This is a genomic window from Frigoribacterium sp. PvP032 (genome assembly GCF_017833035.1).
Classification (GTDB): Bacteria; Actinomycetota; Actinomycetes; order Actinomycetales; family Microbacteriaceae; genus Frigoribacterium.
Genome location: NZ_JAFIBM010000001.1, coordinates 2658748 through 2685416, shown reverse-complemented (window position 1 = coordinate 2685416; position 26669 = coordinate 2658748). Strand labels below are relative to the sequence as shown.

General features: G+C 73.6%; 18 protein-coding genes, 1 tRNA gene and 1 pseudogene. 12 read left to right on the top strand and 8 right to left on the bottom strand.

Annotation, left to right across the window (positions count from 1 at the left end; all coding sequences use genetic code 11):
* The first annotated feature begins 28 nt into the window (after nucleotides 1-28).
* Together JOE35_RS12310 and JOE35_RS12305 are read left to right on the top strand one after the other, a co-directional pair.
* On the top strand, nucleotides 29-844 hold the full coding sequence (locus tag JOE35_RS12310; protein ID WP_209561307.1) for a YcnI family protein: 816 nt from the start codon (nucleotides 29-31) through the stop codon (nucleotides 842-844).
* The gene (locus JOE35_RS12305; RefSeq protein ID WP_307803071.1) at nucleotides 841-1668 is read left to right on the top strand and encodes a copper resistance protein CopC; all 828 of its coding nucleotides are present in this window, start codon (nucleotides 841-843) and stop codon (nucleotides 1666-1668) included. The genes JOE35_RS12310 and JOE35_RS12305 overlap by 4 nt, the downstream gene beginning before the upstream one ends.
* Before the next feature lie 99 nt (nucleotides 1669-1767).
* Here JOE35_RS12305 and JOE35_RS12300 read toward each other — a convergent pair whose 3' ends face one another.
* Both JOE35_RS12300 and JOE35_RS12295 read right to left on the bottom strand, forming a co-directional pair.
* On the bottom strand, nucleotides 1768-3261 hold the full coding sequence (locus JOE35_RS12300; RefSeq protein WP_209561306.1) for an aminopeptidase P family protein: 1494 nt from the start codon (nucleotides 3259-3261) through the stop codon (nucleotides 1768-1770).
* 75 nt (nucleotides 3262-3336) lie between these two features.
* A complete protein-coding gene (locus JOE35_RS12295; RefSeq protein WP_209561305.1) occupies nucleotides 3337-4365 on the bottom strand; it encodes an endonuclease/exonuclease/phosphatase family protein in 1029 nt (342 codons plus the stop codon).
* Nucleotides 4366-4450: 85 nt separating this feature from the next.
* Between JOE35_RS12295 and JOE35_RS12290 the strand changes: the two genes are divergently transcribed.
* A complete protein-coding gene (locus JOE35_RS12290; RefSeq protein ID WP_209561304.1) occupies nucleotides 4451-5305 on the top strand; it encodes a PHP domain-containing protein in 855 nt (284 codons plus the stop codon).
* A 196-nt stretch (nucleotides 5306-5501) separates the two neighbouring features.
* Here JOE35_RS12290 and JOE35_RS12285 read toward each other — a convergent pair whose 3' ends face one another.
* Nucleotides 5502-6968 (bottom strand): DEAD/DEAH box helicase, encoded by a 1467-nt coding sequence (locus tag JOE35_RS12285; protein WP_209561303.1) that lies wholly within the window; start codon nucleotides 6966-6968, stop codon nucleotides 5502-5504.
* A gap of 87 nt (nucleotides 6969-7055) precedes the next feature.
* On the opposite strand from JOE35_RS12285, the gene JOE35_RS12280 reads away from it, so the two are divergent.
* On the top strand, nucleotides 7056-7775 hold the full coding sequence (locus tag JOE35_RS12280; protein WP_307803070.1) for a ferritin-like fold-containing protein: 720 nt from the start codon (nucleotides 7056-7058) through the stop codon (nucleotides 7773-7775).
* Nucleotides 7776-7817: 42 nt separating this feature from the next.
* On the opposite strand, the gene JOE35_RS12275 is transcribed toward JOE35_RS12280, so the two are convergent.
* Both JOE35_RS12275 and JOE35_RS12270 read right to left on the bottom strand, forming a co-directional pair.
* Nucleotides 7818-8108, bottom strand: a complete 291-nt coding sequence (locus JOE35_RS12275) for a hypothetical protein (protein ID WP_209561302.1) — start codon at nucleotides 8106-8108, stop codon at nucleotides 7818-7820.
* Nucleotide 8109: 1 nt separating this feature from the next.
* Nucleotides 8110-8334 carry a DUF3107 domain-containing protein gene (locus tag JOE35_RS12270; protein ID WP_209561301.1) on the bottom strand — a complete coding sequence of 75 codons (225 nt, stop codon included), beginning with the start codon at nucleotides 8332-8334 and terminating at the stop codon, nucleotides 8110-8112.
* A gap of 121 nt (nucleotides 8335-8455) precedes the next feature.
* On the opposite strand from JOE35_RS12270, the gene JOE35_RS12265 reads away from it, so the two are divergent.
* Nucleotides 8456-11644 (top strand): ATP-dependent DNA helicase, encoded by a 3189-nt coding sequence (locus tag JOE35_RS12265; protein ID WP_209561300.1) that lies wholly within the window; start codon nucleotides 8456-8458, stop codon nucleotides 11642-11644.
* Nucleotides 11641-14928, top strand: coding sequence for an ATP-dependent DNA helicase (locus JOE35_RS12260; protein WP_307803069.1), 3288 nt, complete (start codon nucleotides 11641-11643; stop codon nucleotides 14926-14928). The genes JOE35_RS12265 and JOE35_RS12260 overlap by 4 nt, the downstream gene beginning before the upstream one ends.
* Before the next feature lie 9 nt (nucleotides 14929-14937).
* On the opposite strand, the gene JOE35_RS12255 is transcribed toward JOE35_RS12260, so the two are convergent.
* Nucleotides 14938-15933, bottom strand: a complete 996-nt coding sequence (locus JOE35_RS12255; protein WP_209561299.1) for a phosphotransferase — start codon at nucleotides 15931-15933, stop codon at nucleotides 14938-14940.
* 74 nt (nucleotides 15934-16007) lie between these two features.
* On the opposite strand from JOE35_RS12255, the gene nudC reads away from it, so the two are divergent.
* The gene (nudC, locus tag JOE35_RS12250) at nucleotides 16008-16940 is read left to right on the top strand and encodes an NAD(+) diphosphatase (RefSeq protein WP_209561298.1); all 933 of its coding nucleotides are present in this window, start codon (nucleotides 16008-16010) and stop codon (nucleotides 16938-16940) included.
* The gene (locus tag JOE35_RS12245) at nucleotides 16937-18649 is read left to right on the top strand and encodes an ATP-dependent helicase (protein WP_209561297.1); all 1713 of its coding nucleotides are present in this window, start codon (nucleotides 16937-16939) and stop codon (nucleotides 18647-18649) included. The genes nudC and JOE35_RS12245 overlap by 4 nt, the downstream gene beginning before the upstream one ends.
* A 4-nt stretch (nucleotides 18650-18653) precedes the next feature.
* Here the strand turns inward: JOE35_RS12245 and JOE35_RS16145 are convergent.
* Nucleotides 18654-18941 (bottom strand): annotated as a pseudogene (locus tag JOE35_RS16145) (hypothetical protein); the annotation flags it as partial.
* 589 nt (nucleotides 18942-19530) lie between these two features.
* Nucleotides 19531-20907, bottom strand: coding sequence for a zinc-dependent metalloprotease (locus JOE35_RS12240; RefSeq protein ID WP_209561296.1), 1377 nt, complete (start codon nucleotides 20905-20907; stop codon nucleotides 19531-19533).
* Nucleotides 20908-21012: 105 nt separating this feature from the next.
* Between JOE35_RS12240 and JOE35_RS12235 the strand changes: the two genes are divergently transcribed.
* The 4 genes from JOE35_RS12235 (at nucleotide 21013) to JOE35_RS12220 (ending at nucleotide 26664) form a co-directional block, all read left to right on the top strand.
* Nucleotides 21013-22116 (top strand): PDZ domain-containing protein, encoded by a 1104-nt coding sequence (locus JOE35_RS12235; protein ID WP_209562050.1) that lies wholly within the window; start codon nucleotides 21013-21015, stop codon nucleotides 22114-22116.
* A gap of 167 nt (nucleotides 22117-22283) precedes the next feature.
* On the top strand, nucleotides 22284-25187 hold the full coding sequence (locus JOE35_RS12230; protein WP_374099706.1) for a UPF0182 family protein: 2904 nt from the start codon (nucleotides 22284-22286) through the stop codon (nucleotides 25185-25187).
* A gap of 155 nt (nucleotides 25188-25342) precedes the next feature.
* A tRNA-Met gene (locus JOE35_RS12225) sits at nucleotides 25343-25419 on the top strand.
* A gap of 87 nt (nucleotides 25420-25506) precedes the next feature.
* On the top strand, nucleotides 25507-26664 hold the full coding sequence (locus JOE35_RS12220) for a glycerate kinase (RefSeq protein ID WP_209561294.1): 1158 nt from the start codon (nucleotides 25507-25509) through the stop codon (nucleotides 26662-26664).
* The last annotated feature ends 5 nt before the right edge of the window (nucleotides 26665-26669 follow it).

Below are 26669 nucleotides of genomic sequence, written 5' to 3'. Positions count from 1 at the left end.
CGTCGCGCGGCCAGACAGGACCACCACCATGACCACGACACGTTCCTCCTCGCGCCCGGCCGTCGCCGCGCGCGTCGGCGCCGCCCTCGGCGCCGCGGCCCTCCTCACGCTCGCCGCGCCCCTCGCGGCATCGGCGCACGTCCGGGTGAACCCGGCACAGGTCGACGCCGGCTCGTACTCCACCCTCACCTTCAAGGTGCCGACCGAGTCGGCCACGGCCGGCACGGTGGGGCTCACCGTCGACCTGCCGACCGACACGCCCTTCACGTCGGTCACCTACCAGCCGCTGCCGGGCTGGACGACGGTCGTGACCACGAGCGCCCTGCCCGAGCCCGTCGAGATCGACGGCGCGACCGTGACGGAGGCGCCCACCGAGGTCACCTGGACGGCCGACCCCGGCACCCAGGTCGGCCCTGGCGAGTTCCAGCAGTTCGTGATCTCCGCGGGGGCCGTGCCCGAGACCGGGTCGATCACGCTGCCCGCCCACCAGACCTACTCGGACGGCACGGTCGTCGACTGGGCGGACGAGACGCCCGCCTCCGGCGAGGAGCCGGAGTTCCCGGCCCCTGTGCTCTACGTCGAGGACGCGCCGCCCGCCGACGAGCACGGCGGCCACGACATGTCGGGCGGCTCGGACGACGCAGCCGTCGCTGCGGGCGACGACTCGTCGTCCGGCGACGCCGGCTCCGGCTCTGCCTCGGACTCGGTCGCCGTGGGCCTCGGCATCGGCGGGCTCGCGCTCGGCGCCGTCGCGCTCGTCGTGAGCGTCGTCGCGCTGACCCGACGACCGCGTGTCGCGGGTGCGACCCGGCCAGGGACCGACGCGGCGGGGGAGCGCCGGTGATCCGCGCCTCCTCGACCACGACGCGTCGCCCGGTGAGCGGCCAGCGTCCCTTCAGGCGTCCCGTCCGCGGGGCGCTCGCGGCCGGCGTCGTCGGCGTCGGGGCGGCGGGCCTGCTCGCGCTCGCACCGGTCTCGTCCGCGTCCGCGCACGACTACGTCGTGAGCAGCACGCCCGCCGAGGGCAGCACGCAGTCCACCGAGCTGACCGAGGCGTCGATCACCTTCAACGACGTCGTCCTCGACCTGTCGGGCACCGGCTCGTCGAACGTGCTCGAGGTGACCGACGCCTCCGGCCGGCACTTCGAGGACGGCTGCTCCACCAGCAGCGGGCCCACCCTCAGCACGGGGGTCGCGCTCGGCGCCGCGGGCGACTACACGATGACCTACCAGGCCGTCTCGGCCGACGGGCACACCGTGTCGGCGTCGCTGCCCTTCACCTGGGCGCCGCCCGCCGGGGCGACCGTCGCCGAGGGCGCGGCCGCCCGGCCCGTCTGCGACACGTCGGACGAGGGCACGGCAGGGGAGGCCGGTGGGCAGCCCACGGCATCCGCCGAGCCAGGAGGCGCGGAGTCGACGAGCGCCGCGGCCCCGTCGGCCTCGGCCGGCCCGGCCGACGACGCCACCGCCGGGGCCTCCGACCAGCCTGCCGACGCGGACGAGTCGAACCTCGGCCTCGTCGTGGGCATCGGGATCGGCATCGTCGTGCTGGCCCTCGCGGCCGTGGTCGTCGTGCTCGTCACCAGCAGGCGACGCGGCGACGACCTGGCGGGGCCCGCCGGAGACCTGGACAGCACGGACTCGGAGGCGGGCGCCGGGCGCGACTGACGCTCGGTGCTCGGCCCGCGCCTCCTGCCAGGTCGTGCCCGGACGCACGAGAGCCCCGGCCCCTCAGGGGGACCGGGGCTCTCGTGCGTGGACGCGGGGCTACGGGCGGGCGATCCAGGCCTCGACGTCCGCGACCGTGCGCGGGATGCCCACGGACAGGTTCTCGGCACCGTCGGCCGTCACGAGGATGTCGTCCTCGATCCGGACGCCGATGCCGCGGAACTCCTCGGGCACCGTGAGGTCGTCGGGCTGGAAGTACAGCCCGGGCTCGATGGTGAACACCATGCCGGGCTCGAGCACGCCGTCGAGGTAGAGATCACGGCGGGCGGCGGCGCAGTCGTGCACGTCCATGCCGAGGTGGTGGCTGGTGCCGTGCACCATGTAGCGGCGGTGGTACTGGTGGTCGGGCTCGAGGCTCTCCTCGGCGCTGACGGGCAGGAAGCCCCACTCGGCGGTGCGCTCGGCGATGACCTGCATCGCGGCCGCGTGGATCTCGCGGAACGCGATGCCGGGGCGCACGATGGCGAACGCGGCGTCGGCCGCCTCGAGCACCGCCTCGTAGACGAGTCGCTGCACGTCGCTGAACCGGCCGGAGACCGGCAGGGTGCGCGTGATGTCGGCCGTGTAGAGGCTGTCGAGCTCGATGCCGGCGTCGATCAGGATCAGGTCGCCGTCGGCGACGGGGCCGTCGTTGCGGGTCCAGTGCAGCACGCAGGCGTGGTCGCCGGCGGCCGCGATGGTGTCGTAGCCGACGGTGTTCCCGTCGGCTCGGGCGCGACGGTTGAAGGTGCCCTCGACGAGGCGCTCGCCGCGGGGGTGCGCGACGATGTCCTCGAAGTCGGCGATGACGTCCGAGAAGCCGCGGCCGGTGACGGCCACGGCCTGTCGCATCTGGGCCACCTCCCACGCGTCCTTCACGAGGCGCAGCTCGCTGGCGTCGCGGGCCAGGACGTCGACGTCGACGGACGTCTCGTCGGCGTCCGTGCCGGCCAGGCCGCTCGCGTCGGCCGCGGCCGCGACGACGGCGTCGACGCGCGCGGTCAGCTCCGGGTCCGCCTCGCGCAGCACGAGGGTGGCGGCGGAGGAGGAGGCGACGACCGCGTCGAGCTCGGCGAGCTCGCGGGTGGCCAGGGCGAGGTCCGCGCCCACCTGCGCCAGCGACGGGCGGGGCCCCGTCCAGAACTCGCCGATCTCGGGGTCGGCGTAGAACTCGTCGGACTCTCGGCCGGCGCTGGCCCGGAAGTAGAGCGTGGCGTCGTGCCCCTCGTCGGTCGGCTCGAGGACGAGCACCGAGCCGGGCACGGTGGCGGAGCCCCAGCCGGTGAGGTGCGCGAACGCGGAGTGCGCCCGGAACGGGTAGTCGCAGTCGTTCGAGCGGACCTTGGCGCGTCCCGCCGGCACGACGAGGCGCTCGCCTCGGTGCAGCTCGGACAGGCGAGCCCTGCGGGCGGCCGCGTAGGCGGCCTCCTCACGGGCGGCGGGCATCACCTCGTCGCGATCGGCCCACCGGGACGAGATGTAGTCCTTGAACGAGTCCGAGCGGGGGGTCGTCGATCGGTTCGTGGTGGCACGGGGTGCCTTCTGTGCGTCCATCCCGCCATTGTCCCGCGAAGTCGCGGGGCGTCCAACCCGGTGCGGCGTGGGGCGGCCTGCGTCAGGGGCCGGGCGTCAGGCGCCGGTCATGGTGAGCTGCGCGACGACGGGTCGGTGGTCGGTCCCGGCCTCGTCGAGGTCGGTGACGACCTTGTAGCCGGTCGGCATCCACGAACGCGTCGCGAGGACGTGGTCGATGGGGGTGCCGAGCAGCGGCGGCAGGTCGGTGGGCCAGGTGCCGAGGCCGGCGTTGGCGGTGGTCACCCCGACGTCACGGCAGCGGCCGAGTGCGCCGCCCGCGGTGCCCAGGCCGGCCATGTGGTCGAGGGTCGCGTTGAAGTCGCCCGCCATGATGACGTTCCCGTCGGTGCAGGCCTCGGCGAGGTAGCTGAGGCCCGAGTCCCAGGCGTCCATCTGCGAGGTGGTCGGCGCGACGGGGTGGGCGGCGACGATCGTCGGGCCCGTGCCCGAGACCGGGGTCGCGACCACCGACGGCATGAGCGGGGTGGTCTCGACGGCCGAGCCGTCCTCCGCGAGGGCCACGGTGTACTCGCCGAGCCCCGCGGCCAGCAGGAGCGAGGTGGGCTTCGAGCCGTCGACGTCGGGGTACTCGACCGTCTTGACGGTCATCGGCAGGCCGGCGGCGCCCATCGCCTCGGCAACGGCCGTCGCGACCTCGGCGCTCGTCTCGGGCAGGCTCACGATCTCCGCGCCCTCCTCGACGGCGAGCCCGGCGATCGCCTCGGCGCCCGGGGCACCGCCCTCGGTGTTCCAGACGACGACCGTGAGGTCGGTCGGCAGCGCCTCGACGAAGTCGTCCCGGCCGAGGCCCCTGGCGGCGGCCACGCCGATCGACACCGCGCCGAAGACGAGCAGCAGCACCCCGAGGGAGGCGGCGATGGACCGCAGGGGGCGGGCGGCGATCCCGACGACGAAGAGGACCACGGCCAGCGCGCCGGCGACGGCTGCTGCCGCCCCGCGGAAGGAGACGAGCTGGGCGAGCGGCCAGGTCCGCTGCAGGTCGAGCTGCTGCGGCCAGAGCGCGACGAACAGGGCGGCGGCGACCGCGAGGACGAGGACGAAGGCGACGAGACGACGGATCATGGCGGGACCGAGCATAGGCGACCGCCCGTCCTGTGCACGGAGGACGCCCGGGCGGGCCGGACCGACGTCGGCCTACGATGGAGGGATGTCCCACCGCCCGATCGACCTGCACACCCACAGCAGCGTCTCGGACGGCACGGAGACCCCCGCCGAGCTCGTCGCCGCGGCCGCGTCAGCGGGCCTCGCGGTGGTGGCGCTGACCGACCACGACTCGACCGGGGGCTGGTCGGAGGCCACGCGGGCCGTCGCGGGCACCGGGATGACCCTCGTGCCGGGCATGGAGATGAGCACGCGGCTCGGCATGAACAGCGTGCACATGCTGGCCTACCTCTTCGACCCGGAGGACGCGGCCCTCGTGGCTGAGACGGCGCGCCTGCGCGACAGCCGCCTGCACCGCGCCGAGCGCATCGTCGAGCGCATCGCCGCCGACTACGACGTGAACTGGGGCGACGTCCTGGCACAGTCGACCCCCGGAGCGACCCTCGGACGGCCGCACATCGCGGACGCTCTCGTCGCCAAGGGCCTCGCACCCGACCGCAGCGCCGCGTTCGCGGGCATCCTGCACTGGCGCTCCGGCTACTACGAGCCGCACGAGGCCCCCAGTCCGATCGACGCCATCCGGCTCATCCGCGCGGCGGGCGGCGTGCCCGTGATCGCGCACCCCGCCACGCGCGGACGCGACACGAACATCTCGGCACGGTCGTTCGACCAGCTCGTCGAGGCGGGACTGCTCGGCGTCGAGGTGCGGCACCGCGAGAACACGGAGGCGGGCGCCGAGCGCCTGCGCGAGCTCGCGGCCCGGCACGACCTCATCACGACGGGGTCGAGCGACTACCACGGGACGGGCAAGCCGAACCGCCTGGGCGAGAACAGCACCGACCCCGAGCAGCTGGCGCGCATCGTCGACGCCGCCACCGGCTGGGGCCCCGTCGAGGGCTGACCGCTCGGCCGCTGCCCCTCGTGGTTCGCCGAGGGCGGGTCGTCTGCGTCGAGGGCGGGTCCGCGGCGACCCGCCCTCGACGCCGGCGACCCGCCCTCGAGCGTTCGGAGACGCGGGAGCGGCATCGGCGGCCGTGCGACGACGGAGGCCCCGCACCGTGACGGTGCGGGGCCTCCTCGGGGAACGCGAGCCGGGGCTACGACGTGGGCGCGTCGCCGGCCGGGCGGCGGCGGCGCGTCCGGCTGCGGCGGCGCGGGGCCTCGCCGTCGCCGGCGGGCGCAGCTGCCGGGGCCTCGCTCGGCGCCTGGTCGCGACGGGGAGCCTGGTCGCGGCGCGAGGACTGCTCGCCGCCGCGGCGACCGGAGTCGGCCTCGCCGCCACGGCGACCCGAGTCGGCCTCCGCGCCGCGGGACCGGCTGCGCGAGCCGGGGTTGCGCTCGCGGGCCGTCGCCGCGCCTCCCTCGACGGCGGCCTTCGGGGCCGACTTGAGGCGGCCCTTCGTGCCGACGGGGATGTCGAGGTCCTCGAAGAGGTGCGGGCTCGACGAGTACGTCTCGACGGGCTCGGGCTGGCCCATGTCGAGGGCTCGGTTGATCAGGGCCCACTTGTGCAGGTCGTCCCAGTCGACGAACGTGACCGCGATGCCGGTCTTGCCCGCGCGGCCGGTGCGGCCGGCACGGTGCAGGTAGGTGTCGTGGTCGTCGGGCACGGTGTGGTTGATCACGTGCGTGACGTCGTTGACGTCGATGCCGCGGGCAGCGACGTCGGTCGCGATCAGGATGTCCTTCTTGCCGGCCTTGAAAGCCGCCATGGCGCGCTCGCGCTGTTCTTGGTTGAGGTCGCCGTGCACGGCGGCGGCGTTGAAGCCGCGGTCGTTGAGCTCTTCGACCAGCTTGGCGGCGGCGCGCTTGGTGCGGGTGAAGACCACGGTCTTGCCGCGGCCCTCGGACTGGAGGATGCGCGCGATGACCTCGTCCTTGTCGAGCGAGTGCGCCCGGTAGACGACGTGCTTGATGTTCGCCTGCGTCAGGCCCTCGTCGGGGTCGGTCGCGCGGATGTGGATCGGCTTCGTCATGAAGCGGCGGGCCAGGGCCACGATCGGGCCGGGCATCGTCGCCGAGAACAGCATGGTGTGCCGCGTGGCGGGCACTTGCTGGAAGATCTTCTCGATGTCGCTGAGGAACCCGAGGTCGAGCATCTTGTCGGCCTCGTCGAGCACCACTTCCTGCACGCCCTTGAGGTCGAGGAGGCGCTGGCCGGCCAGGTCGAGGAGGCGCCCGGGGGTGCCCACCACGATCTGGGCGCCGGCCTTGAGCTGCTCGACCTGGCCCTCGTAGGCCTTGCCGCCGTAGATGCTGACGACCTTCGTGTCGCGGTTGGACGTCGCGACCTCGAGGTCCTCGGCGACCTGGACGCACAGCTCGCGCGTGGGGACGACGACGAGCACCTTGACGCCGGGCTCGGGGGAGAGGCCGATGCGCTGGACGATGGGGAGGCCGAAGCCGAGGGTCTTGCCGGTGCCCGTCTTGGCCTGGCCGATGATGTCCTGGCCGGAGAGCGCGAGCGGGATGGTCTGGGTCTGGATGGGGAACGGTTCGAGGATCCCCTTCGCAGCCAGTGCGTCGACCATGTCCTGGTCGATCTGAAGATCGGTGAAAGTCACGTAGTTGCCCTGTCTCATGTGTAGGCGGATCGCGGACAGTTTAGCCCGTCGTGCGGTCGCGACCCCCGGACCCCGTAAGCTTGCGGCGTGGTGTCATGGAAGGGCCGGAGGTCTCAGCGCGGCGTCCCGTCCATCCAGTGGCCGCGGCCCGCCTCCAAGGTGGTGCCCGTGAACCGGGTCGAGCTCGGCGACTTCACCCCCGATCTCGACGTGTACCTCGGCCAGGCCGCGTACCTCGAGCTGTCGCTCTTCGAGGGCCTCGGCCGCGCCGCCGCCTCGGCGCCGCACGTCCGCGCACAGCGCATGACGGCCCGTGTCGCCGGCAGCACGCTCGACCGGCACCGCGGCCTGCTGGCCGAGATCGAGCGCACAGGAGGCGACCCGACGGCCTCGATGGAGCCTCACCGCGACGCCGTGGACGAGTTCCGGCGCCGCACCGAGGGCGCCGACTGGCACGAGGCGATCCTCGCCTCCTACGTCGCTGCCGGGCTGCTCAACGACGTGTTCGTGCGGCTGGCGGCAGGGCTCTCCTCCGACCACAGGGACCGCATCGTGCGCGTGCTCGAGGCAGGCGACGACGAGCCGGCGATCGTGGCCGAGCTGTCGGCGGCGATCGACGACGACCCGCAGCTCGCCTCCCGGCTCGCCCTCTGGGGGCGTCGCCTCGTCGGCGACACGTTGCTCGTGGCGCGAGCGGCCATCTCCGCCTCGCACGAGTCGGCCGACGACGAGCGTCTCGAGCCGGTCTTCACCGAGCTCGTCGCGGCGCACACGCGCCGGATGGACGCCCTCGGCCTCACGGCCTGATCTCCACGCCCGGCGCTTCTGCGCCTCTGCGCCCCGGCGCCGTCAGCCTCGGGTGAGGCGAGCGAGCAGGTCGCCGTCGCGGCGCCTCCTCACGGTCGCCGCGACGCGGCAGACCACCACCGCCGCGACGCCCGACAGCAGCAGCGCGACGACCCAGATCCAGCCGCCGTCGGGCCGCAGGCCGGCGAGGAGGAGGACCTCCCACACGACGGCCGCGACGGCCGCGCCGGCCGCAGGAGCGAGGAGCACCCCGCGGGTGTCGTGGGCAGGCAGCGCGAAGTGGGCGACGAAGCCCAGCAGCGCGCCGCCGAGCACGACGAAGAGCAGCTCCATGTCAGCTGACGAAGCCGACGCGGCGGTTCTCGTCGGAGCCGACCTCGACGTAGGCCAGGGAGGCGGTGGGAACGAGGTACGTCTTGCCCTTGGAACCGGCGAGGGTGACGTAGGTCTTGCCGCCGTCGAGGGCGCCGGCGACGATGGCCTCGACCTCTGCCGCGGTCTGCGACGTCTCGAAGCTGATCTCACGGGGGCTGTTGGTGATGCCGATGCGAATGTCCACGTCGTCACGATATCCGACCCGGCCGGACACGGCCTCGCGCGTTCACCGAGAGCGCAAGCGCCGCGGCGGGACCAGGGGGCGTCGCTGCTCGGTGTCGGCGGCACCAGCTAGCGTCGAGAGCATGGTGACGACCTCCTTCCGCCCCGTGTCGGGCACCGACGCGCGGCCCGCCGTCGACCTCGACGCGTCCCAGCGGGCGGTGCTCGACCTGGCGGACGGCGTCTCCGCGGCGGTGATCGGCGCCCCGGGCACGGGCAAGACGACCGCGCTGGTCGAGTTCGTCGCCGACCGCCTCGAGACCCGTGGCTGGGCGCCCGGCTCGGTGACTGCGCTGACGCCGTCCCGCACGACGGCCACGCGCCTCCGCGACGTCCTGGCGGCGCGGCTCGACGTGCCGACCCCCGGCCCGCTCGCGCGCACCGTCTCCTCGCTCGCCTTCGACGTGGTGGGCCACGCCGCCCGCCTGGCCGGGGCCGAGCCCCCGGCGCTGCTGACCGGCGGCGACCACGACTCGGTCGTCCGTTCGCTGCTCGAGGGCCACGAGGCCGACGGCACGGGCCCCCGGTGGCCCGACGAGCTCGGCCCTCGGGTCCGCGTGCTGAGGGGGTTCCGCACCGAGCTGCGCGAGGTGATGATGCGCGCGACAGAACAGGGGCTCTCGCCCGACGACCTGCGTCGGCTCTCGGCGGTCCGCGACCGTCCGGCGTGGGCGGCCGTCGCCGACTTCGTCGACGAGTACCACGCCGTCGTCGACGCCATGCCGGGCCGTCGGCTCGACTCGGCCGAGCTCGTCGACTGGGCCGTGGCGGCCCTCGACCGCGGCGAGACCGCCCCGGTCGTCGACGGGCTCCGCGCCGTGCTCGTCGACGACGCCCAAGAGGCCACGGAGTCGACGGTCGCCCTGCTCCGTGCCCTGGCACGGCGCGGGATCGCGGTGATCGCCCTCGGCGATCCCGATCTGGCCACGAGCGCGTTCCGCGGCGGCAGTCCCGACGTGCTGGGCCGACTCGGCCAGCGGCTCGGGCTGCCCGACGCGCAGACGCTCTGGCTGTCGACCGCGCACCGGCACGACCCGCCGCTCCGCGAGCTGGTGCAGCGCGTCACCGCGCGCATCGGGACGGCCGGCGCCGGGCGACAGCACGCAGCTGAGCCCGGCCGGCCCGGGGCAGGCACGCCCGCCACGAAGGGCACCGAGGGGCCCGGTCACGTGGGGGAGCCCGGCCGTCGCGTCCCCCCTGTGCTCTCGGTCCAGGCCGACAGCCCCGCGCACGAGCTCTCGACCGTGGCCCGGGTGCTGCGCGAGCACCACCTCGTCTCCGGCGTCCCCTGGTCGCGCATGATGGTCGTCGTGCGCAGCGGCGGCCAGGTGCCCGGCGTCGCCCGCGGCCTCCAGCTCGCCGACGTGCCGACACGTACCTCGATCGCCGGCCGCGCCGTCCGCGACGAGCACGGCGCGCGTCACCTGTTGCTGGCCGCTTCCGTCGCCGTCGGTCGCGACGAGCTGACGGCCGACCTGGCGAGCGAGCTCCTGCTGGGCCCGCTCGCGGGCTTCGACGCGTTGTCCCTCCGTCGGCTCCGCCTCGCCCTGCGTGCCGACGAGCTCGCCGGGGGCGGCACGCGCTCCGCCGACGCGCTGCTCGTCGAGGCGCTGGCCGGGCCGGGGCGCTTCGCGACCATCGACTCGAGGCCGGCGGCCAGGGCGGGCCGCTTCGCGGCGAGCCTCGACGGCGCGCGGCGCGAGGCGGCGGCCGGGGCGAGCATCGAAGAAGTCCTCTGGGGGCTGTGGGACCGCAGCGGCCTCGCTCGCGAGTGGAGCACCCGTGCCGCAGGCCGGGGCATCGTGGCGGCCGAGGCAGATCGGCACCTCGACGGCGTCGTCGCGCTCTTCACGGCCGCCAAGCGCTTCGTCGAGCGCACTCCCGAGGCGCCGGCGGCAGGCTTCCTCGACGCCCTCCTCGGGGCCGAGGTCCCCGAGGACACCCTCTCGCCGCAGGCGTCCGCCGAGTCTGTGCTCGTCTGCACCCCGTCCGCCGCGGTGGGCCTCGAGGTCGACGTCGTCGTCGCGGCCCGGCTGCAGGACGGCGTGTGGCCGAACCTCCGGGTGCGCGGCGGACTGCTCGGCCCCGACGACCTCGTCGAGGCGGCGCAGGCCGGCCAGGGCCCCGGCGACGTGCCCGCGACGGTCGACGCGCGCGCCGCCGTGCTCAGCGACGAGCTGCGCATGTTCGCGCTCACGGTCTCCCGGGCGCGTCGCCAGGTCGTCCTGTCCTGCACCTCCGACGACGACGAGGGACCCTCCGTCTTCTTCCGGCTCCTGCCGGGCGACGCGCCGTCGCCGACCGCGGGGCATCCGCTGTCGCTCAGGGGGCTGGTGGGGCACCTGCGGCACGTCGTGGTCGAGTCGACCCACCAGGGCAGGGTCGAGTCCGCGACGGCCGGCCTGGCCCGCCTCGCAGCGGCCGCAGTGGCCGGGGCGCACCCTGGCGAGTGGTACGGCCTCGCCGAGCCCAGCACGTCGGAGCCCCTGGTCGACCTGGCCGAGCCCGAGGCCCACGTGGGGGTGTCGCCGTCACAGCTCGGCTCGTTCGAGGAGTGCCCGCTGCACTGGTTCGTCGACCGGTTCGGCGGCTCTGCGCCGAACGCCTCGATGGGCATCGGCACGGTGCTGCACTCCGTCATGGAGCACGCCGTCGACACCGACGTCGAGGCCCTGTGGGAGGCGGTCGAGGCCCGCTGGGACGAGCTCGACTTCGAGTCCCCCTGGATCGCCGAGGCGGAGAAGCGCCGGGCCCGGCAGATGACCGAGAGCCTCGCCTCCTACCTGCGCGACTTCGCGCAGTCGGGCGGCGAGCTGATCGGCGCCGAGTCGTCGTTCACCCTCGACACCGGTCCCGCCCGCCTCCGTGGCTCGATCGACAGGGTCGAGCGCACCCGCGACGGGGCCGCCGTCATCGTCGACCTCAAGACCGGGCGGGCCGCGCCGACGTCGTCCTCGGCGATCGCGGCCCACCCGCAGCTCGGCAGCTACCAGCTCGCGCTGGCCGACGGCGCGATCGAGGCCGTGCCGGAGGGCACGCCGCCGGGCGGGGCGAAGCTCGTGGTCGTCTCCTCCGGGGTGCGGGGCAAGCTCTACCGCGAGCCCGCCCAGGCTGCCTTCGACGCCGAGATGCTGAGGGAGTTCCGCGACCGCGTCGAGACCGCCGCCGAGGGCATGGCGGGGCAGGTGTTCCTGGCCCGCCTCGACGAGCACTGCGAGGGCCGGTCGGGCGGCTCCTGCCGCATCCACGTGGTCGGCGAGGTCAGCTCGTGAGCCTGTCCGCCGTCGACGTCGCGCTGCGGCTCGGCCTCCCCGAGCCCACGCGCGAGCAGCAGGCGGTCATCGAGGCGCCGCTCGTGCCTGCCCTCGTGGTCGCGGGCGCCGGCAGCGGCAAGACCGAGACCATGGCGAACCGGGTCGTCTGGCTGCTCGCCAACGGCCACGTCGAGGTGTCGCAGGTGCTCGGCCTCACCTTCACGCGCAAGGCGGCCGGCGAGCTGGGCGAGCGGATCGAGAGGCGCATCCGCCAGCTCGGCGAGGCGGGGCTGCTGGGCGACGACCCCGATCCCTTCGACGTCCCCACCGTGTCGACGTACAACGCCTTCGCGAACGGGGTCTTCCGCGACGACGCCCTCCGCGTGGGCCGGGAGCCCGAGTCGCAGGTGCTGGGCGAGGCCTCGGCGTGGCAGCTGGCGCGCTCGCTGGTCGTGTCGAGCCGCGACGAGCGCCTCGCCGGGCTCGGGCGCAGCGTCGACTCCCTGACGGAGGCGGTGCTCCGGCTGAGCCGAGCCCTCAGCGAGAACGTGGCCGACGGCGACGACGTGCTCCGTCTCAGCGACCGGTTCCTCGACCTCGCGGGCCTGCCCTCCGCCAAGGGATCGGCCTACAAGTCGGTCGCCGACGCGGTCGCCGCGGTGTCGGCGCTGCCGCCGCTCGTCGCGCTCGCCGAGCAGTTCGCCGACGAGAAGGCGCGGCGGGGCCTCGTGGAGTACTCGGACCAGGTGGCGCTCGCCCTCGACGTCTGCGAGACCGCGCCCGAGGTCGTCGACGCGATGCGTGCGCGCTTCCGCGTCGTGCTCCTCGACGAGTACCAGGACACGAGCGTCGTCCAGACGCGCCTGCTGTCGCGCCTCTTCGCGACCACGGGCGTGATGGCGGTCGGCGACCCGCACCAGTCCATCTACGGCTTCCGTGGCGCCTCCGCGGCGAACCTCGGCCGGTTCCCCGTCGACTTCGGCGCCGAGCCCGACGCGGTCTACAGCCTCTCGACGAGCTGGCGCAACTCGCGCAGCGTGCTCGACGCGGCGAACGTCGTGGTGGCCGAGCTCGCGGCGGCGTCCGAGGTCCCGGTCGGCGAGCTGCGCGCCCGGCCCGCAGCTCCCGCCGGCAGGGTCGAGACGATCTTCGAGCAGACCCTGCCCGGCGAGGCCGAGCAGGTCGCGGCCTGGTTCGCCCGCGAGCTGGCCGACGCGCCCGCCGTCGACGGCGTGCCGTCGACGCGGACGGCGGCGCTGCTGTTCCGGTCGAAGAAGACGATGCCCGCCTTCGTCGAGGCACTCGCCGCCCACGGCGTGCCGTACCGGGTCCTCGGCGTGGGCGGGCTGCTGCAGCGGCCCGAGGTCGTCGACCTGGTGTCGTGCCTCCGGGTGCTGCACGACCCCTCGGCCGGCTCCGAGCTGATCCGCCTCATGACGGGGGCGCGGTGGCGCATCGGACTGCGCGACGTCGCCGCGCTCCGCTCCGTCGCCTCCTGGTTGTTCGCCCACGACCACGCACAGCAGGTGCTCGCCGACGAGGTCGCCGACGGCTTCCGCGCGTCCGTCGCGGCGGGCGAGCACGGGTCGGTCGTCGACGCACTCGACTTCGTCACCACCGCGCCCGACGGCCACGGACAACTCCGGGGGCTCAGCGAGGAGGGCCTCGCCAGGATGCGACGCCTCGGCTCGCAGCTGGCGTTCCTCCGCGGACGCACGGGCCTCGACCTGGTCGATCTCGTGACGCTCGTGCAGCAGGAGATGCTGCTCGACGTCGAGGTCGCGGCCGCCACGGGACAGGGGCACGGCGGCGCGTGGCTGCAGGCCTTCGAGGACGAGCTGACGGGCTACGTCGCGGCCGACGAGAACGCGGCCCTCGGCGGCTTCCTCGCCTGGCTCGCCGCGGCCGAGCGGCGCGACGACATGGGGCCGAGGTCGGACGACGGCGAGCCCGGCACCGTCCAGCTGCTGACGGTGCACGGGTCGAAGGGCCTCGAGTGGGATCTCGTCGCGGTGCCGCGCCTCGTCGAGGGCGAGCTGCCGGGCACGTCCCGCGAGGGCGTCGGCTGGCTCGGCTTCGGCGAGCTGCCCTTCGAGTTCCGGGGCGACGCCGCCGAGCTGCCCGACCTCGCCTGGCGGTCCGTCGACGACCAGAAGGAGTTCGACCAGCGCCTCGCGACCTTCAAGGACGACCTGCGGCGACGGCACCTCTCGGAGGAGCGACGCCTGGCGTACGTCGCGTTCACCCGGGCTAAGGAGGCCCTGCTGCTCAGCGGCTCGTTCTGGTCGTCGACCGTCAAGCCCCGGCAGCCGAGCCGGTACCTGGCCGAGCTGGTGGAGGCGGGTCTCGTCCCGGCCGAGGCGGTGCCGGCCGGGCCCGACGACGAGTTCGACCCCCTGGCCCAGTCGTCACGGGAGCTCGCCTGGCCGGTCGACCCCCTCGGCCCGAGGCGCGCCCGGGTCGAGCTCGCCGCCGTGCGGGTCGGAAGGACCCTGCGGGCCCGAGAAGAGGCGGAGCCCGGCGACGCCATCGGCGACGGCGCGGGCGAGGGCACCGGCGACGCGGCGGCCCGCCGCCGTGACGACACTGGGCCCTGGGCCGACGACATCGACCTGCTGCTGCTCGAGCGCGAGGCGATCCGTCGGCGGTCCGGCAGCATCGACCTGCCGCAGCGCATCCCGGCGTCGCGCTTCAAGGACTACGTCAGCGACCCGTCCGGCGTGGCCTCGGCCCTCCGTCGCCCGCTGCCCGAGCGTCCGTACCGGGCCACGCGCCTCGGCACCCTGTTCCACGAGTGGGTCGAGCGGCGCTACCGCCCGACAGGCCGAGCCGAGCTGCTCGACGCCTGGCGGCCGGAGCTCGACCTCGACGACGACGAGGAGCGCAGCGGGAACGGCCTCGTCGACCCCGACGACGCCCGCCGTCTCGGCGAGCTGCAGGCCACCTTCGAGCGGTCTCCCTGGGCCCGGCTCGAGCCGGTCGACGTCGAGCTCGAGGTGCACCTGCCGCTCGGCCGTCGAACGGTGATCTGCAAGATCGACGCGGTCTTCGAGCGGGAGGGGCGCCTCCAGGTGGTCGACTGGAAGACCGGTCGCGCCCCTGCCGACGACGCCGACCTCGAGCTGAGGCAGCTGCAGCTGGCCCTCTACCGCGAGGCGTACTCCGCGTTCCGCGGCGTGCCCGCGGCCGACATCGACGCGGCCTTCTACTTCGTGGCCGACGACGTCGTGGTCGAGCCCCGGCACATCGCGAGCCGGGACGAGCTCGCGGCGCTCTGGGACGAGGTGGAGGCGGGCGGCTAGCGCGCGGCGTCAGCCGTGCCGGCGCTCGGTGGTCGAGAGCAGCTCCTCGACGCCGTCGAGGTCGAGCGCGGCCGTCGAGTCCGACGAGATCGACACCCCGTCGGGCGACTGCAGCCGGTCGACGAGGGCGGCCATCATGCCCACCGCGTCGTCCACCACGGCGGTGTTCTTCGTCGCCGTGCCGTGCAGCAGCCACTTCGCCGTGTCGAGCTCGCGGTAGAGGGTGGCGCGGCGGCGCAGCTGGTGGTCGCTCGTGCCTCGCGCGTCGTTGTAGGCCGCGAAGGCGGCGTCGACGGCCTCGGGGCCGGCGCCGAGCAGCCAGGCGAGGTCGCGGGCAGGGTCGCCGACCTGCAGGTCCTGCCAGCCCAGGACGCCCGTGACGGTGCCGTCGACCACGAGGAACGACGCCGCGTCGAGGGAGCCGTTGACGACGGTGGGCTGGAACTGCCACAGCACGTGGTCCTGGATCGCCGCCTCCCACCGCTCGAGCAGGGCGGCCGGCAGCAGCCGGGTGGAGGCAGCACGGTCGACGAGCGAGGCCGTCGAGCGCATCGCCTCGAAGGGCGTGTGGCTCGTGAGCCCGGCGTCGGTGACGAAGCTGGTGGGCAGGGCGTGGATCGCGGCCACGCCCCGGCCGAGCGCCGTGGGCAGGCCGGAGCCGCCGGTCACCTGGGCCGTGCGCAGGTGCGTGCCCTGGATGAAGTCGTAGACGATGCCGCGGGTCCGGCCGACGGGCGCCTGGCCCCGGTAGGACGGGACGGCGAAGGGCAGGCGCCCGCGGACGCCGGCGCTGAGCGCCCGCAGCGCCACGAGGTCGGCGGACTGCTGAGCCTCGGCGCGCTGCGATCGCGGGACACGGACGATGAGGTCGTCGCCGGCCCCCGTCGTGAGCAGCGCGGAGTCGACGTCGCCGGTCGACGAGCCGTGCGGGGAGGTCGTGCGCACGTCGAGGTCGGCGACGGCGGCCGTGGCCAACGCGGCTAGAGTGAGGTGAGATCTGGCCATGCCCTCAGGGTAGGCCGCAGTGTCCGGTGCTCCGCCGTTCGCCACGCTGTCAACTCGCGATGATTGGTCGTCCGATGTCCTCGCCGCTCACGTCCCGGCTGCCCCTCGCTCGTCACCAGGTCGACCGTGACTACCTCACCAGAGAACGACCCGACGCCATCCCCGAGCTGCTCGCCGCCGAGGGCACGCGCGTGCTCCCGGTCTGGGGCACGCGCCTGCTGATGGCGGGCGGCGACCGCCTCGCCCTCCTGCCCCCCGGCGACGTCCCCGAGGCGAGCGGCTACCTCTACCTCGGGCGCTCGCTCGACCCCGCCGCGGCCGAACCCGTGGGCACGCCCCTGGTCGCCGCACTGCTCGACGACGAGGCCTCCGCCCAGCTGTCGGCGGCCGACGACGACTGGGGCAGCGTCCGCATGTTCGGCACCCGGCTGAGCGACCGCGACGCCGGCCTGGCGGTCGAGGCCGTCGCGCTCGCGAACTGGCACGACTCCCACCGCTTCTCGCCGCGCACCGGGCGTCCCCTCGTCCGCGACAAGGCCGGCTGGGTCGGCCGCGACGCCGACGACGGCCACGAGGTCTTCCCCCGGACCGACCCGGCGATCATCGTGGGCGTCACGGACGCCGACGACCGCCTCCTGCTCGGCTCGAACGCCCTCTGGGAGTCCAACCGGTGGTCGCTGCTCGCGGGCTTCGTCGAGCCGGGCGAGTCGCTCGAGCACGCGGTCCAGCGCGAGATCTTCGAGGAGAGCGGCGTGAAGGTCGTCGACCCCCGGTACGTGGGCTCTCAGCCGTGGCCCTTCCCCGCCAGCCTGATGCTGGGCTTCACGGCCCGTGTCGACGTCGACGACCCCGGCACCCTCGAGCCCGACGGCGCCGAGATCCTCGACCTCCGCTGGTTCAGCCGCGACGAGCTCGCCGCGTCGCTCGGCGAGGTCCTCCTGCCCGGTCGCACCTCCATCGCCCGGGCCATCATCGAGGACTGGTTCGGCGCCGAGCTCGACCAGTGAGCGACGCCGCGACCCTGCTCGCCGGCCTCGACGAGCAGCAGCGTGAAGCGGCCAGGCGCCTGCTCGGACCGGTCTGCCTGCTGGCGGGGGCCGGCACCGGCAAGACCAGGGCCATCACCCATCGCATCGCCTACGGCGTCGCCACCGGCGTGTACGCGCCGGGGCGCGTGATGGCGCTCACGTTCACGTCGCGCGCCGCGGCCGAGCTGCGGGGGCGCCTCCGTCAGCTCGGGGCGGGCGGGGTCTCGGCCCGCACCTTCCACGCCTCGGCGCTGTCGCAGCTCTCGTACTTCTGGCCTCAGACGATGGGCGGGCAGATGCCGCGGCTGATCGACAGCAAGGGGAAGCTCCTGGCCCACGCGGCCGAGCGGGTCGGCCTGAAGCTCGACACGGCGTCGCTGCGCGACACCGCCGGCGAGATCGAGTGGCGCAAGGTGTCCCGCCTGACGGTCGAGCAGTACGCCGTGAAGGCGCACTCGCGGAACCTGCCCCAGTCGCTCACCGTGGAGAAGGCCGTCGACCTGCACGGTGCCTACGAGGACATCAAGGACGAGCGGCGGCAGCTCGACTTCGAGGACGTCCTCCTGGCGACCGTCGGCATGATGCAGCTCGAGCCGCGCGTGGCGCAGCAGGTGCGTGAGCAGTACCGGTTCTTCGTCGTCGACGAGTACCAGGACGTCTCGCCGCTGCAGCAAGAACTCCTGGAGCTCTGGCTCGGCGACCGCAACGACCTCTGCGTCGTGGGCGACGCGAGCCAGACCATCTACTCGTTCGCCGGCGCCTCGGCGGACTACCTCCTCGGGTTCGGCTCGCGCTACGACGACGCGACCGTCGTCCGGCTCGAGCAGAACTACCGCTCGTCTCGTCAGATCGTCGACACCGCGAACCAGCTGATGCGCGGCCGACCCGGCGCGCTGCACCTTCACCCGGCGGTCGAGTCGACGGGGCCTGTGCCGCCTGTGGTGCAGTACCCGACCGACATGGCCGAGGCCCGAGGCGTCGCGCAGACCATCGCCGACGAGATCGCCAGCGGCGTCGCCCCCGAGGAGATCGCGGTGCTCTACAGGGTCAACGTGCAGGCCGCGGCGCTCGAGCGCGCCCTGGCGGACGTCGGCGTCTCGACGCGCATCCACGGCGCCGCACGGTTCTTCGACCTCCGTGAGGTCAAGGAGGCGGTGATGATGCTCAAGGGAGCCTCGGTCAGCATCATCGGCGAGCCCCTCTTCAAGACAGTGAGCGACGTGCTCCGCTCGCTGGGCTGGACGCAGGAGGCACCGGAGCAGCGCGGCGCCCTGCGCGACCGGTGGGAGTCGTTGAACGCCCTGATGGGCCTGGCCGAGGCGTCGCCGGAGGGCACGACGCTGAAGCAGTTCGTGGAGGAGCTCCTCGCGAGGCAGGCCGGACAGCACGAGCCGACCATGGCCGCGGTGACCCTCGCCACCCTGCACTCGGCCAAGGGCCTCGAGTGGCGGAGCGTCTACCTGGTCGGCCTCAGCGAGGGCCTCGTGCCGATCAGCTACGCGCAGGGGCTGGAGGCGATCGACGAGGAGCGTCGCCTGCTCTACGTCGGCATCACGCGTGCGCGGGAGCGCCTGCGCCTCTCATGGGCGCCGAGCGGGCAGGGCCGTGGCGGCGAGCGCCGACCGAGCCGGTTCCTGGAGGAGCTCCGCACCCGCAGTCGGGATGGGGCTGCACGACCGACGAGCTGACCTCGAGGGTGTCGAGCTCGATGCGGACGACCTCTGCCGGCCCCACGCCGCCCCGGCCGTGGCCGACCCCGTCCGTGCTCGTCAGCGAGAGGACGCGCCGGACGGTCCGGACCGCCGCGTCGCGGAGGACCAGCAGGGGCGGCGAGGCGACCGGGAGGGCCGCCAGCTGACCCGCGATGGCGGGCCACGCACGGTCGTCGTCCCCGTCGTGGAGGTGCAGGCACCGAGCGCAGGCAGTGGCCCCGGGAACGACGACCGGCCCGACGCGGACCGAGCGGTCCCCGACGCGCACGAGGACGTGCGGCACGTCTCGCCGGAGCCACTCGCTCGTGACGACGGGGTCGGGGACGAGCCCGCCGACGACGACGCCGACGTGGGCCCTCGCGCCGTCCGCAGCGTCGTCCGCCGGTCCGCGCGCCGCCGCGGCCGAGTCGCCGTCCTCGGCCAGCACGCCGACGGCGCAGGACTCGAGGAGGCGCCCCACCTCGTCGGCCAACGCACCGTGCCCGGCCAGCCGGACGACGGGGCGACGCGCCGGCTCGGGCTGGTTCGTGGGGGAGCCCCCGATGACGGGACCGAGCCGCCGCACCAGGGCGAGGGCCTCCGACCTGTCACAGCCCACCTGGACCACCACGGCGGAGATGCCCCCGACGCCGAGGCCCGACGAGACCGCGGCAAGGAACTCGGCCTGGCCCGTCGTCACGTGGTCGACCACCGCGTGCACGTGCTCGACCCCGATCTGCAGGGTCGACGGGTCACGCCAGACCACGGGCGCACGGGGAGGGAGACGGAGGGGCGAGAGGTGGGGCACCCGACGAGACTGGACCACGCCTCGCGTCGAGGCGTGGTTGTCCACAGGTGCCCGGTCGACCGGGCGGGCGTCAGGGGGCGGGGGAGGAGCCGGGCTCGTCGGCCGAGCCGTCTTCCGCCTCGCGGGGACGGTCGTCGCTCGTGTCGTTCAGCAGGTCCTCGATGGCCTGGTCGACGTCGTCGAACGCGGGCTCGCTCGAGGTGAGCCGCGCGATCAGCGCCTGCGGGTCGTCGACGTCGGCGCTGGTGGGCACGATGTCCGGGTGCGACCACAGGGCGTCGCGCTGCTCGGCGCCCACCGCCTCCGAGACTGCCGACCACATGGCCGCCGCCTCGCGCAGCCGGCGGGGGCGGAGCTCGAGGCCGACGAGGGTGGAGAAAGCCGACTCGGCCGGCCCGCCCGCGGCCCGACGGCGGCGCACCGTCTCGGCGATCGCGGCGGAGCGGGGGAGCCGCGCGGTGGCCTGGGCCGTGACGACGTCGACCCAGCCCTCGATCAGCGCCAGCGTCGTCTCGAGGCGACCGAGCGCGGCGAGCTGCTCGTCCGTCTTCGGGGGGATCAGGGCGCCGCTGGCCAGGGCGTCACGCAGCTCGCCCGGGTCGGAGGGGTCGAAGTCGACCGCCAGTTCTTCGAGCCTGGCCGTGTCGATGCGGATCCCCTGGGCGAACTCGCGGATGGACGAGATGAGGTGCAGGCGCAGCCACCGCGCGTGCCGGAAGAGGCGGGCGTGCGCGAGCTCGCGCACGGCGAGGTAGAGCTGCACCTGGTCGGTCTCGATGTCGAGGCCCTCGCCGAAGGCGGCGACGTTCTGGGGCACCAGCGCGGCCTGCTGGTCGTCGAGGAGCGGGATGCCGACGTCGCCGCCGGACACCACCTCGGTCGAGAGCTGGCCCACGACCTGCCCGAGCTGCATCGCGAACAGGGTGCCGCCGACGCTCCGCATCACCTGGCTGGCGCCCGCCAGCAGCTGCTGCATCTCCTCGGGCGCCTGCTCGCGGAGGACGTTCGTGAGGGAGTCGGCGATCGACTCGGCGACCGGCTCGGCGAGCTGGGTCCAGACCGGCATGGAGAGCCGTGCCCACTCGGCGCGCGTCAGGAGGCGCGGCGCCACCGTGAGCTCGGAGACGAAGGTGACGTCGTCGAGCCAGAGGGCCGCGACGTGGAACGCCTGCTCGAGGGCCCGCTCGTCGGCCGCGGTGGTCGCGACGGCCGACTGCGTGCCGACGGAGGCGGCCTGCTCGGTCGCGACCGACCAGTCGATCCCGTCGCCGCTGCGGGCCACCGCGGACTGCAGCTGGCTCATCAGCTGCGCCACGAATGCCGGGTCGTTCGGGAGGCCCGCCGCGCCTGCGAGCTGCGACGGGTCGATCTCGGAGTCGCCGGACAGGAACTGGCGGAGCATGTCGCGGAACTCGTCCTCAGGCTCGCGCTGCGGATCATCGGTCATGGTGGCTACGCTAGCTCGTGGCCGCAGGAACAGCCTGGATCCCGGCCGATGCCCCAGGGTCCTTCGCTGCGCCCGTGGCGAACAGCGAGAGGAACGCCCGTGGCCATGTTCACGCCCCCGACCCGAGCCTCCGCGGGCGGTCGACGTCCTGCCCGGCTCGGCTGGTCCCTCCTCGGCGTCGCGCTCGTCTCCGGCCTGGCGCTCACCTTCATCCCGTCGCCCTACCTGATCGAGCAGCCGGGCCCCGTGTTCGACACCCTCGGCACGGCCGAGTACGAGGGCGAGGACGCTCCCCTGATCACCGTCGACGGGGCGGAGACCTACCCCACGGCGGGCTCGCTCGACCTCCTCACGGTGAGCGTCCAGGGCAACGAGTCGGTCCGTCCGAGCTGGATCGAGGTCGTCGGCTCCTGGTTCTCCCCGAGCCGAGCCGTCGTGCCCGTCGAGGCCATCTACCCCTCGGGCGTCTCGAACGAGCAGGTCGACGAGCAGAACGCCGTCGACATGCAGAACTCGCAGAAGTCCGCGATCGCCGCGGCCCTCGTGCACGAGGGCTACCAGGTCCCGAGCACGGTCACGGTCAGCCAGGTCTCGCCCGGCGGGCCGTCCGAGGGCGTGCTCGAGGAGGGCGACGTGGTCGTGAGCGTCAACGGCGAGGACCTGACGACGAACGGCGACGTCGACGCCCTGCGCTCGATCGTGGCCGACAACGGGGCCTCGTCCCCGGCGGAGGTGGTGGTCGAGAGGTCGGGCCAGCGCGAGACCGAGCGGATCACGCCCCAGGAGGTGCAGGGCACCTCCCTGCTGGGGGTCGGCGTCAGCGTCGACTACACGTTCCCCTTCGACGTCACGCTCCGGCTCGACAAGGTGGGCGGCCCCAGCGCCGGCATGATGTTCGCCCTGGGCATCATCGACAAGACGACGCCCGGCGAGCTGAACGGCGGGAAGCGGGTCGCGGGCACCGGCACCATCACGGCCTCGGGCACGGTCGGCCCCATCGGCGGCATCCGCCAGAAGCTCTACGGCGCGCGCGACGCCGGCGCCACGGTGTTCCTCGCGCCGAGCTCGAACTGCGACGAGGTCGTCGGCCACGTGCCGGACGGGCTCGACGTCTACTCGGTCGCGACCCTGGACGACGCGGTGACGGCGCTGGAGACGGTGGCCGACGGCCGCGACACCGGGGCCCTGCCCACCTGCTCGGCGCAGTAGGCACGAGGAGGCGCGTCCAGCTCCCTCATGGACGTGCCGAGGACGATGGGCGGGCTCGCAGCCTGTTCGGGAGCGGCCCCCGTAGGATGGCCGTCCACGTCCCCTGATCCAGGAGCAACCACTTGACGTCACCTGCATCGTCGCGACCCGTACGACGCTCGCCCCGATTGCCCGTCCTGGTGACGGTGGCGGTCCTCGCCGCCCTGGTCATCGCCTTCTTCATCTTCTCGTCGCTCCTGACGGATTACCTCTGGTACGACCAGCTGGGGTTCGCCAACGTGCTGACGACACAGTGGCTCGCCGGGGCCGTGATGTTCTTCGTCGGCTTCGTCGCCATGGCCGTGCCGGTGTGGGTGAGCATCGAGGTCGCCTTCCGGTTCCGACCGGTCTACGCGAAGCTCAACTCCCAGCTCGACCGCTACCAGCAGGTCATCGAGCCCCTGCGCCGCGTCGTCGTGATCGGCGTGCCCGTCGTCCTCGGCCTCTTCGCCGGCATCGCGACGTCGACGAACTGGCAGACGACCCTCCAGTGGCTGAACCGGACGCCCTTCGGCCAGACCGACCCGCAGTTCGGGCTCGACATCGGCTTCTACGTGTTCGAGCTGCCCTTCTACCAGGGCGCGGTCGGCTTCGCCTCGGCGGTCGTGCTGATCAGCGGCATCGCCGCGCTCGCGACGAGCTACCTCTACGGCGCGCTCCGCTTCTCTGGCCGTGACGTCCGCATCTCGCGGGTCGCACGCATCCAGCTCGCGGTGACCGCGGCCGTCTACCTGCTGCTCCAGGGCGTGAGCCTCTGGCTCGACCAGTACGCGACGCTGTCCGACGGCACCAACAAGCTGATCACGGGCGCCACGTACACCGACGTCGCCGCGGGCATCCCCGGCAAGCAGATCCTGGCCCTCGCGGCCGCGGTCGTCGCGGTCCTGTTCGTCGTGACCGCGATCATCGGTCGCTGGCGCCTGTCGGTCATCGGCACCGCGGCGTTGATCATCATCAGCATCATCGTCGGCGGCATCTACCCGTGGATCGTGCAGCGGTTCCAGGTCGAGCCCAGCGAGCGCACGGTCGAGTCGACGTACATCGACCGGAACATCCAGGCCACCCGGGACGCCTACGGCGTCGCGGACGTCGAGGAGCAGCCGTACGACGCCGTCTCCGACGCCGGGGCCGGCGCCCTCGCCGGCGACGCGGTCACGACCGCGAACATCCGCATCATCGACCCTGCCCTGGTCACGGACGCCTTCGCCCAGCTGCAGCAGTACCGCCAGTACTACAGCTTCCCCGAGCAGCTGTCGGTCGACCGCTACACGATCGACGGCGCCACCCAGGACACGGTGATCGCCGTGCGCGAGCTCAACACCGACCAGCTCGGCAGCTCCGCGACGCCCTACAACACGACGTTCGTCTACACGCACGGCTACGGGGTCGTCGCGGCCTACGGCAACCAGCGCTCGGCCGACGGCCAGCCCGTGTTCCTCGAGTCGGGCATCCCCGTCAACGGCGCCCTGGGCGACGCGGACGAGTACGAGCCCCGCATCTACTTCGGCCAGGAGTCGCCCGCGTACTCCATCGTCGGCGGCGACGGCGGCGACGACATCGAGCTCGACTACCCGTCGGGCAGCAACGACAACGGCACCAACCAGACGACGACCTTCAGCGGCGACGGCGGGCCGAAGCTCGACAGCGCCTTCAAGAAGCTCATCTACGCGATCAAGTTCCAGTCGGAGCAGGTGTTCCTCTCCGACGCGGTCAACGACGGCTCGCAGATCCTCTACGACCGCGATCCCGCGCAGCGCGTCCAGAAGGTCGCGCCGTACCTGACCATCGACAGCGCGCCGTACCCGGCCGTGGTCGACGGCAAGGTCAAGTGGATCGTCGACGCGTACACGACCACGCGCGAGTACCCGTACTCGAACCCCCAGGCCCTGTCCGACGCGATCGCCGACACCTACACCGAGCGCCCGGTCTACGCGTCGAACGAGATCAACTACATCCGCAACTCGGTCAAGGCCACGGTCGACGCCTACGACGGATCGGTCGACCTCTTCGCCTGGGACACCGAGGACCCGGTGCTCAAGACGTGGGAGAAGATCTTCCCGTCGACGGTCAGCCCGCTCAGCGACATGAGCGTCGAGCTGATGCAGCACGTCCGCTACCCGCAGGACATGTTCAAGGTGCAGCGCGCCATCCTCGGCACGTACCACGTCACGGACGCCGACTCGTTCTACTCGAGCGACGACGCGTGGGTCACGCCCAACGAGCCGACGAGCAACGCGGCCAGCCCGCCGCTGCAGCCGCCCTACTACCTGACGCTGCAGCTGCCCGACCAGGATCCGGCCTTCTCCATCTACTCGACGTACATCCCGCAGCAGTCGGGGGAGAACGCGAGGAACGTGCTGACGGGCTACCTGGCCGCCAACGCCGACGCGGGCTCGACGCCGGGCGAGATCTCACCCGACTACGGCAAGTTGTCCCTGCTCACCCTGCCGAAGACCGACACGGTCCCCGGCCCGGGCCAGGTGCAGAACAACTTCAACACCGACACGGCGGTCGCGAACCAGCTGGCGCTCCTCACGCGAGGCGACACGAGCGTGGTGCGGGGCAACCTCCTGACGCTCCCCGTCGGCGGCGGCCTGCTGTACGTGCAGCCGATCTACGTCAAGTCGAACTCCGAGACGTCGTACCCGGTGCTGCAGAAGGTGCTGGTCTCGTTCGGCGAGAAGATCGCCTTCGAGGACACCCTCAACGGTGCCCTGGACTCGCTGTTCGGCGGCAACTCGGGAGCAGTCGCCGGTGACGACGACGTGCCCGAGACCGATGACGGCACGGCGACGGGCGGCGACACGGGGACCGACTCGGGCACGACCGACCCCGGCACGGCGACCCCGGCGCCCGACGCAGGAGCAGGCACCACCGGCAACGCGGCGCTGAACGCGGCGCTGGCAGATGCCCAGTCCGCCCTGGACGACCGTGCGGCGGCGTACGCGTCGAACGACCTGGTGGCGGCGGCCGAGGCCGACCAGCGCCTCCAGACGGCCCTCGAGGACGCGGTCGCGGCAAGCGGCGAGTGACCCTCCCGACGTCATGAGGACGGCCGCTCCTCGACTCGTCGAGGAGCGGCCGTCGTCGTTCGTGCAGTCCCGGGGAGCCGCGAAGGGCCCGTGGGACGCGCCTCGCGGCCTCGATTTGTGAGGCGTGGGATCCCGTGATAAGTTTCTTCTCGTGCCGCGGGGTGGAGCAGTTCGGTAGCTCGCTGGGCTCATAACCCAGAGGTCGTAGGTTCAAATCCTGCCCCCGCAACCAACGCAGCACGACGAAAGAAGCCCTGATCATCAGATCAGGGCTTCTGTCGTTTCCACGTGCATCGTCTTCGTGTGCCAGGGTGTCCCTGTGCCAGGACTCGCCGTCGTCGTCGCGCCCGACTCCTTCAAGGGGAGCGCGAGCGCCGCGACCGTGGCCGCCGCCGTCGCCGAGGGCTGGCGGTCCGTCCGCCCGGGCGACCACGTGGCCGAGCTCCCTCTCGCGGACGGCGGAGAAGGCACCCTGGACGCCGTGGAGGCGGCTCTGCCGGACTGCACGCGGCACCGGCTCGAGGTCCCCGGGCCCGACGGCCGGCCCGTCACCGCGTCCTGGCTGATGCTCCCCGACGGCACGGCCGTGGCCGAGCTGGCTTCGGCGAGCGGCCTGGGGCTGATGGCGACGCCGGCGCCGTACGACGCCCACACGCGCGGCCTCGGCCGTGTCCTCGCGGACGCGCTCGACGCGGGGGCCCGGCGGCTCGTCGTCGGGCTGGGCGGCAGCGCCTCGACCGACGGCGGTGCCGGGGTGCTGACGGAGCTCGGCGCGCGCCTCCTCGACTCGCTCGGCGAGCCGGTCGTCGACGGCTCGCACGGGCTGGCCGCGACCGTGCGGGTCGACCTGTCGGGCCTCAGGCCCCTTCCCGTGGGCGGGGTCCAGATCTGGTCGGACGTCACGGCCCCGCTGCTCGGGCCCGGGGGAGCGGCCTCCGTGTTCGGTCCTCAGAAGGGTGCGACCCCCGACGACGTCCTCGCCCTCGAGCGCGCGCTCGAGGGCCTCGCCGTGCTCGTCGACGCCGATCCGTCGGCGGCGGGCGCCGGGGCCGCGGGCGGGACGGGCTTCGGGATGCTGCTCTGGGGCGCGACCGTCGTCTCCGGCGCCGAGGCGGTCGCCGAGATCGTGGGGCTCGACCGCCTCGTGACGGCCGCCGACCTCGTCGTCACGGGGGAGGGCCGGTTCGACGAGCAGACGGCGGGCGGCAAGCTCGTCTCGTGGGTCGCCTCCTCGGCTCACGCCCACGACGTACCGGTCGCCCTCGTGGCAGGCCAGGTGGCTGCCGGCACGGCCGGCTTCGCGGACGTCGTCGACACGTCCGTGCTGGCCGGGGGGACGGCCGGCTCGACGGCCGACCCGCGGCGGTGGCTCGTCGAGGCCGGGGCCCTGCTGGCCGCGCGCGCCACGGCCCGCAGCGACGGGGACGACCCGAACGCCTCTAGTGACGAGGACGCCCCGGGCGACGTCGGCGCCTGAGCCGA

Bases quoted from the DNA above. Each gene is read 5' to 3' on its own strand.
- JOE35_RS12310 (WP_209561307.1), top strand. From the start codon at position 29: ATGACCACGACACGTTCCTCCTCGCGCCCGGCCGTCGCCGCGCGCGTC.
- JOE35_RS12300 (WP_209561306.1), bottom strand. From the start codon at position 3,261: ATGGACGCACAGAAGGCACCCCGTGCCACCACGAACCGATCGACGACC.
- JOE35_RS12295 (WP_209561305.1), bottom strand. From the start codon at position 4,365: ATGATCCGTCGTCTCGTCGCCTTCGTCCTCGTCCTCGCGGTCGCCGCC.
- JOE35_RS12290 (WP_209561304.1), top strand. From the start codon at position 4,451: ATGTCCCACCGCCCGATCGACCTGCACACCCACAGCAGCGTCTCGGAC.
- JOE35_RS12275 (WP_209561302.1), bottom strand. From the start codon at position 8,108: ATGGAGCTGCTCTTCGTCGTGCTCGGCGGCGCGCTGCTGGGCTTCGTC.
- JOE35_RS12265 (WP_209561300.1), top strand. From the start codon at position 8,456: ATGGTGACGACCTCCTTCCGCCCCGTGTCGGGCACCGACGCGCGGCCC.
- JOE35_RS12255 (WP_209561299.1), bottom strand. From the start codon at position 15,933: ATGGCCAGATCTCACCTCACTCTAGCCGCGTTGGCCACGGCCGCCGTC.
- nudC (WP_209561298.1), top strand. From the start codon at position 16,008: ATGTCCTCGCCGCTCACGTCCCGGCTGCCCCTCGCTCGTCACCAGGTC.
- JOE35_RS12240 (WP_209561296.1), bottom strand. From the start codon at position 20,907: ATGACCGATGATCCGCAGCGCGAGCCTGAGGACGAGTTCCGCGACATG.
- JOE35_RS12235 (WP_209562050.1), top strand. From the start codon at position 21,013: ATGTTCACGCCCCCGACCCGAGCCTCCGCGGGCGGTCGACGTCCTGCC.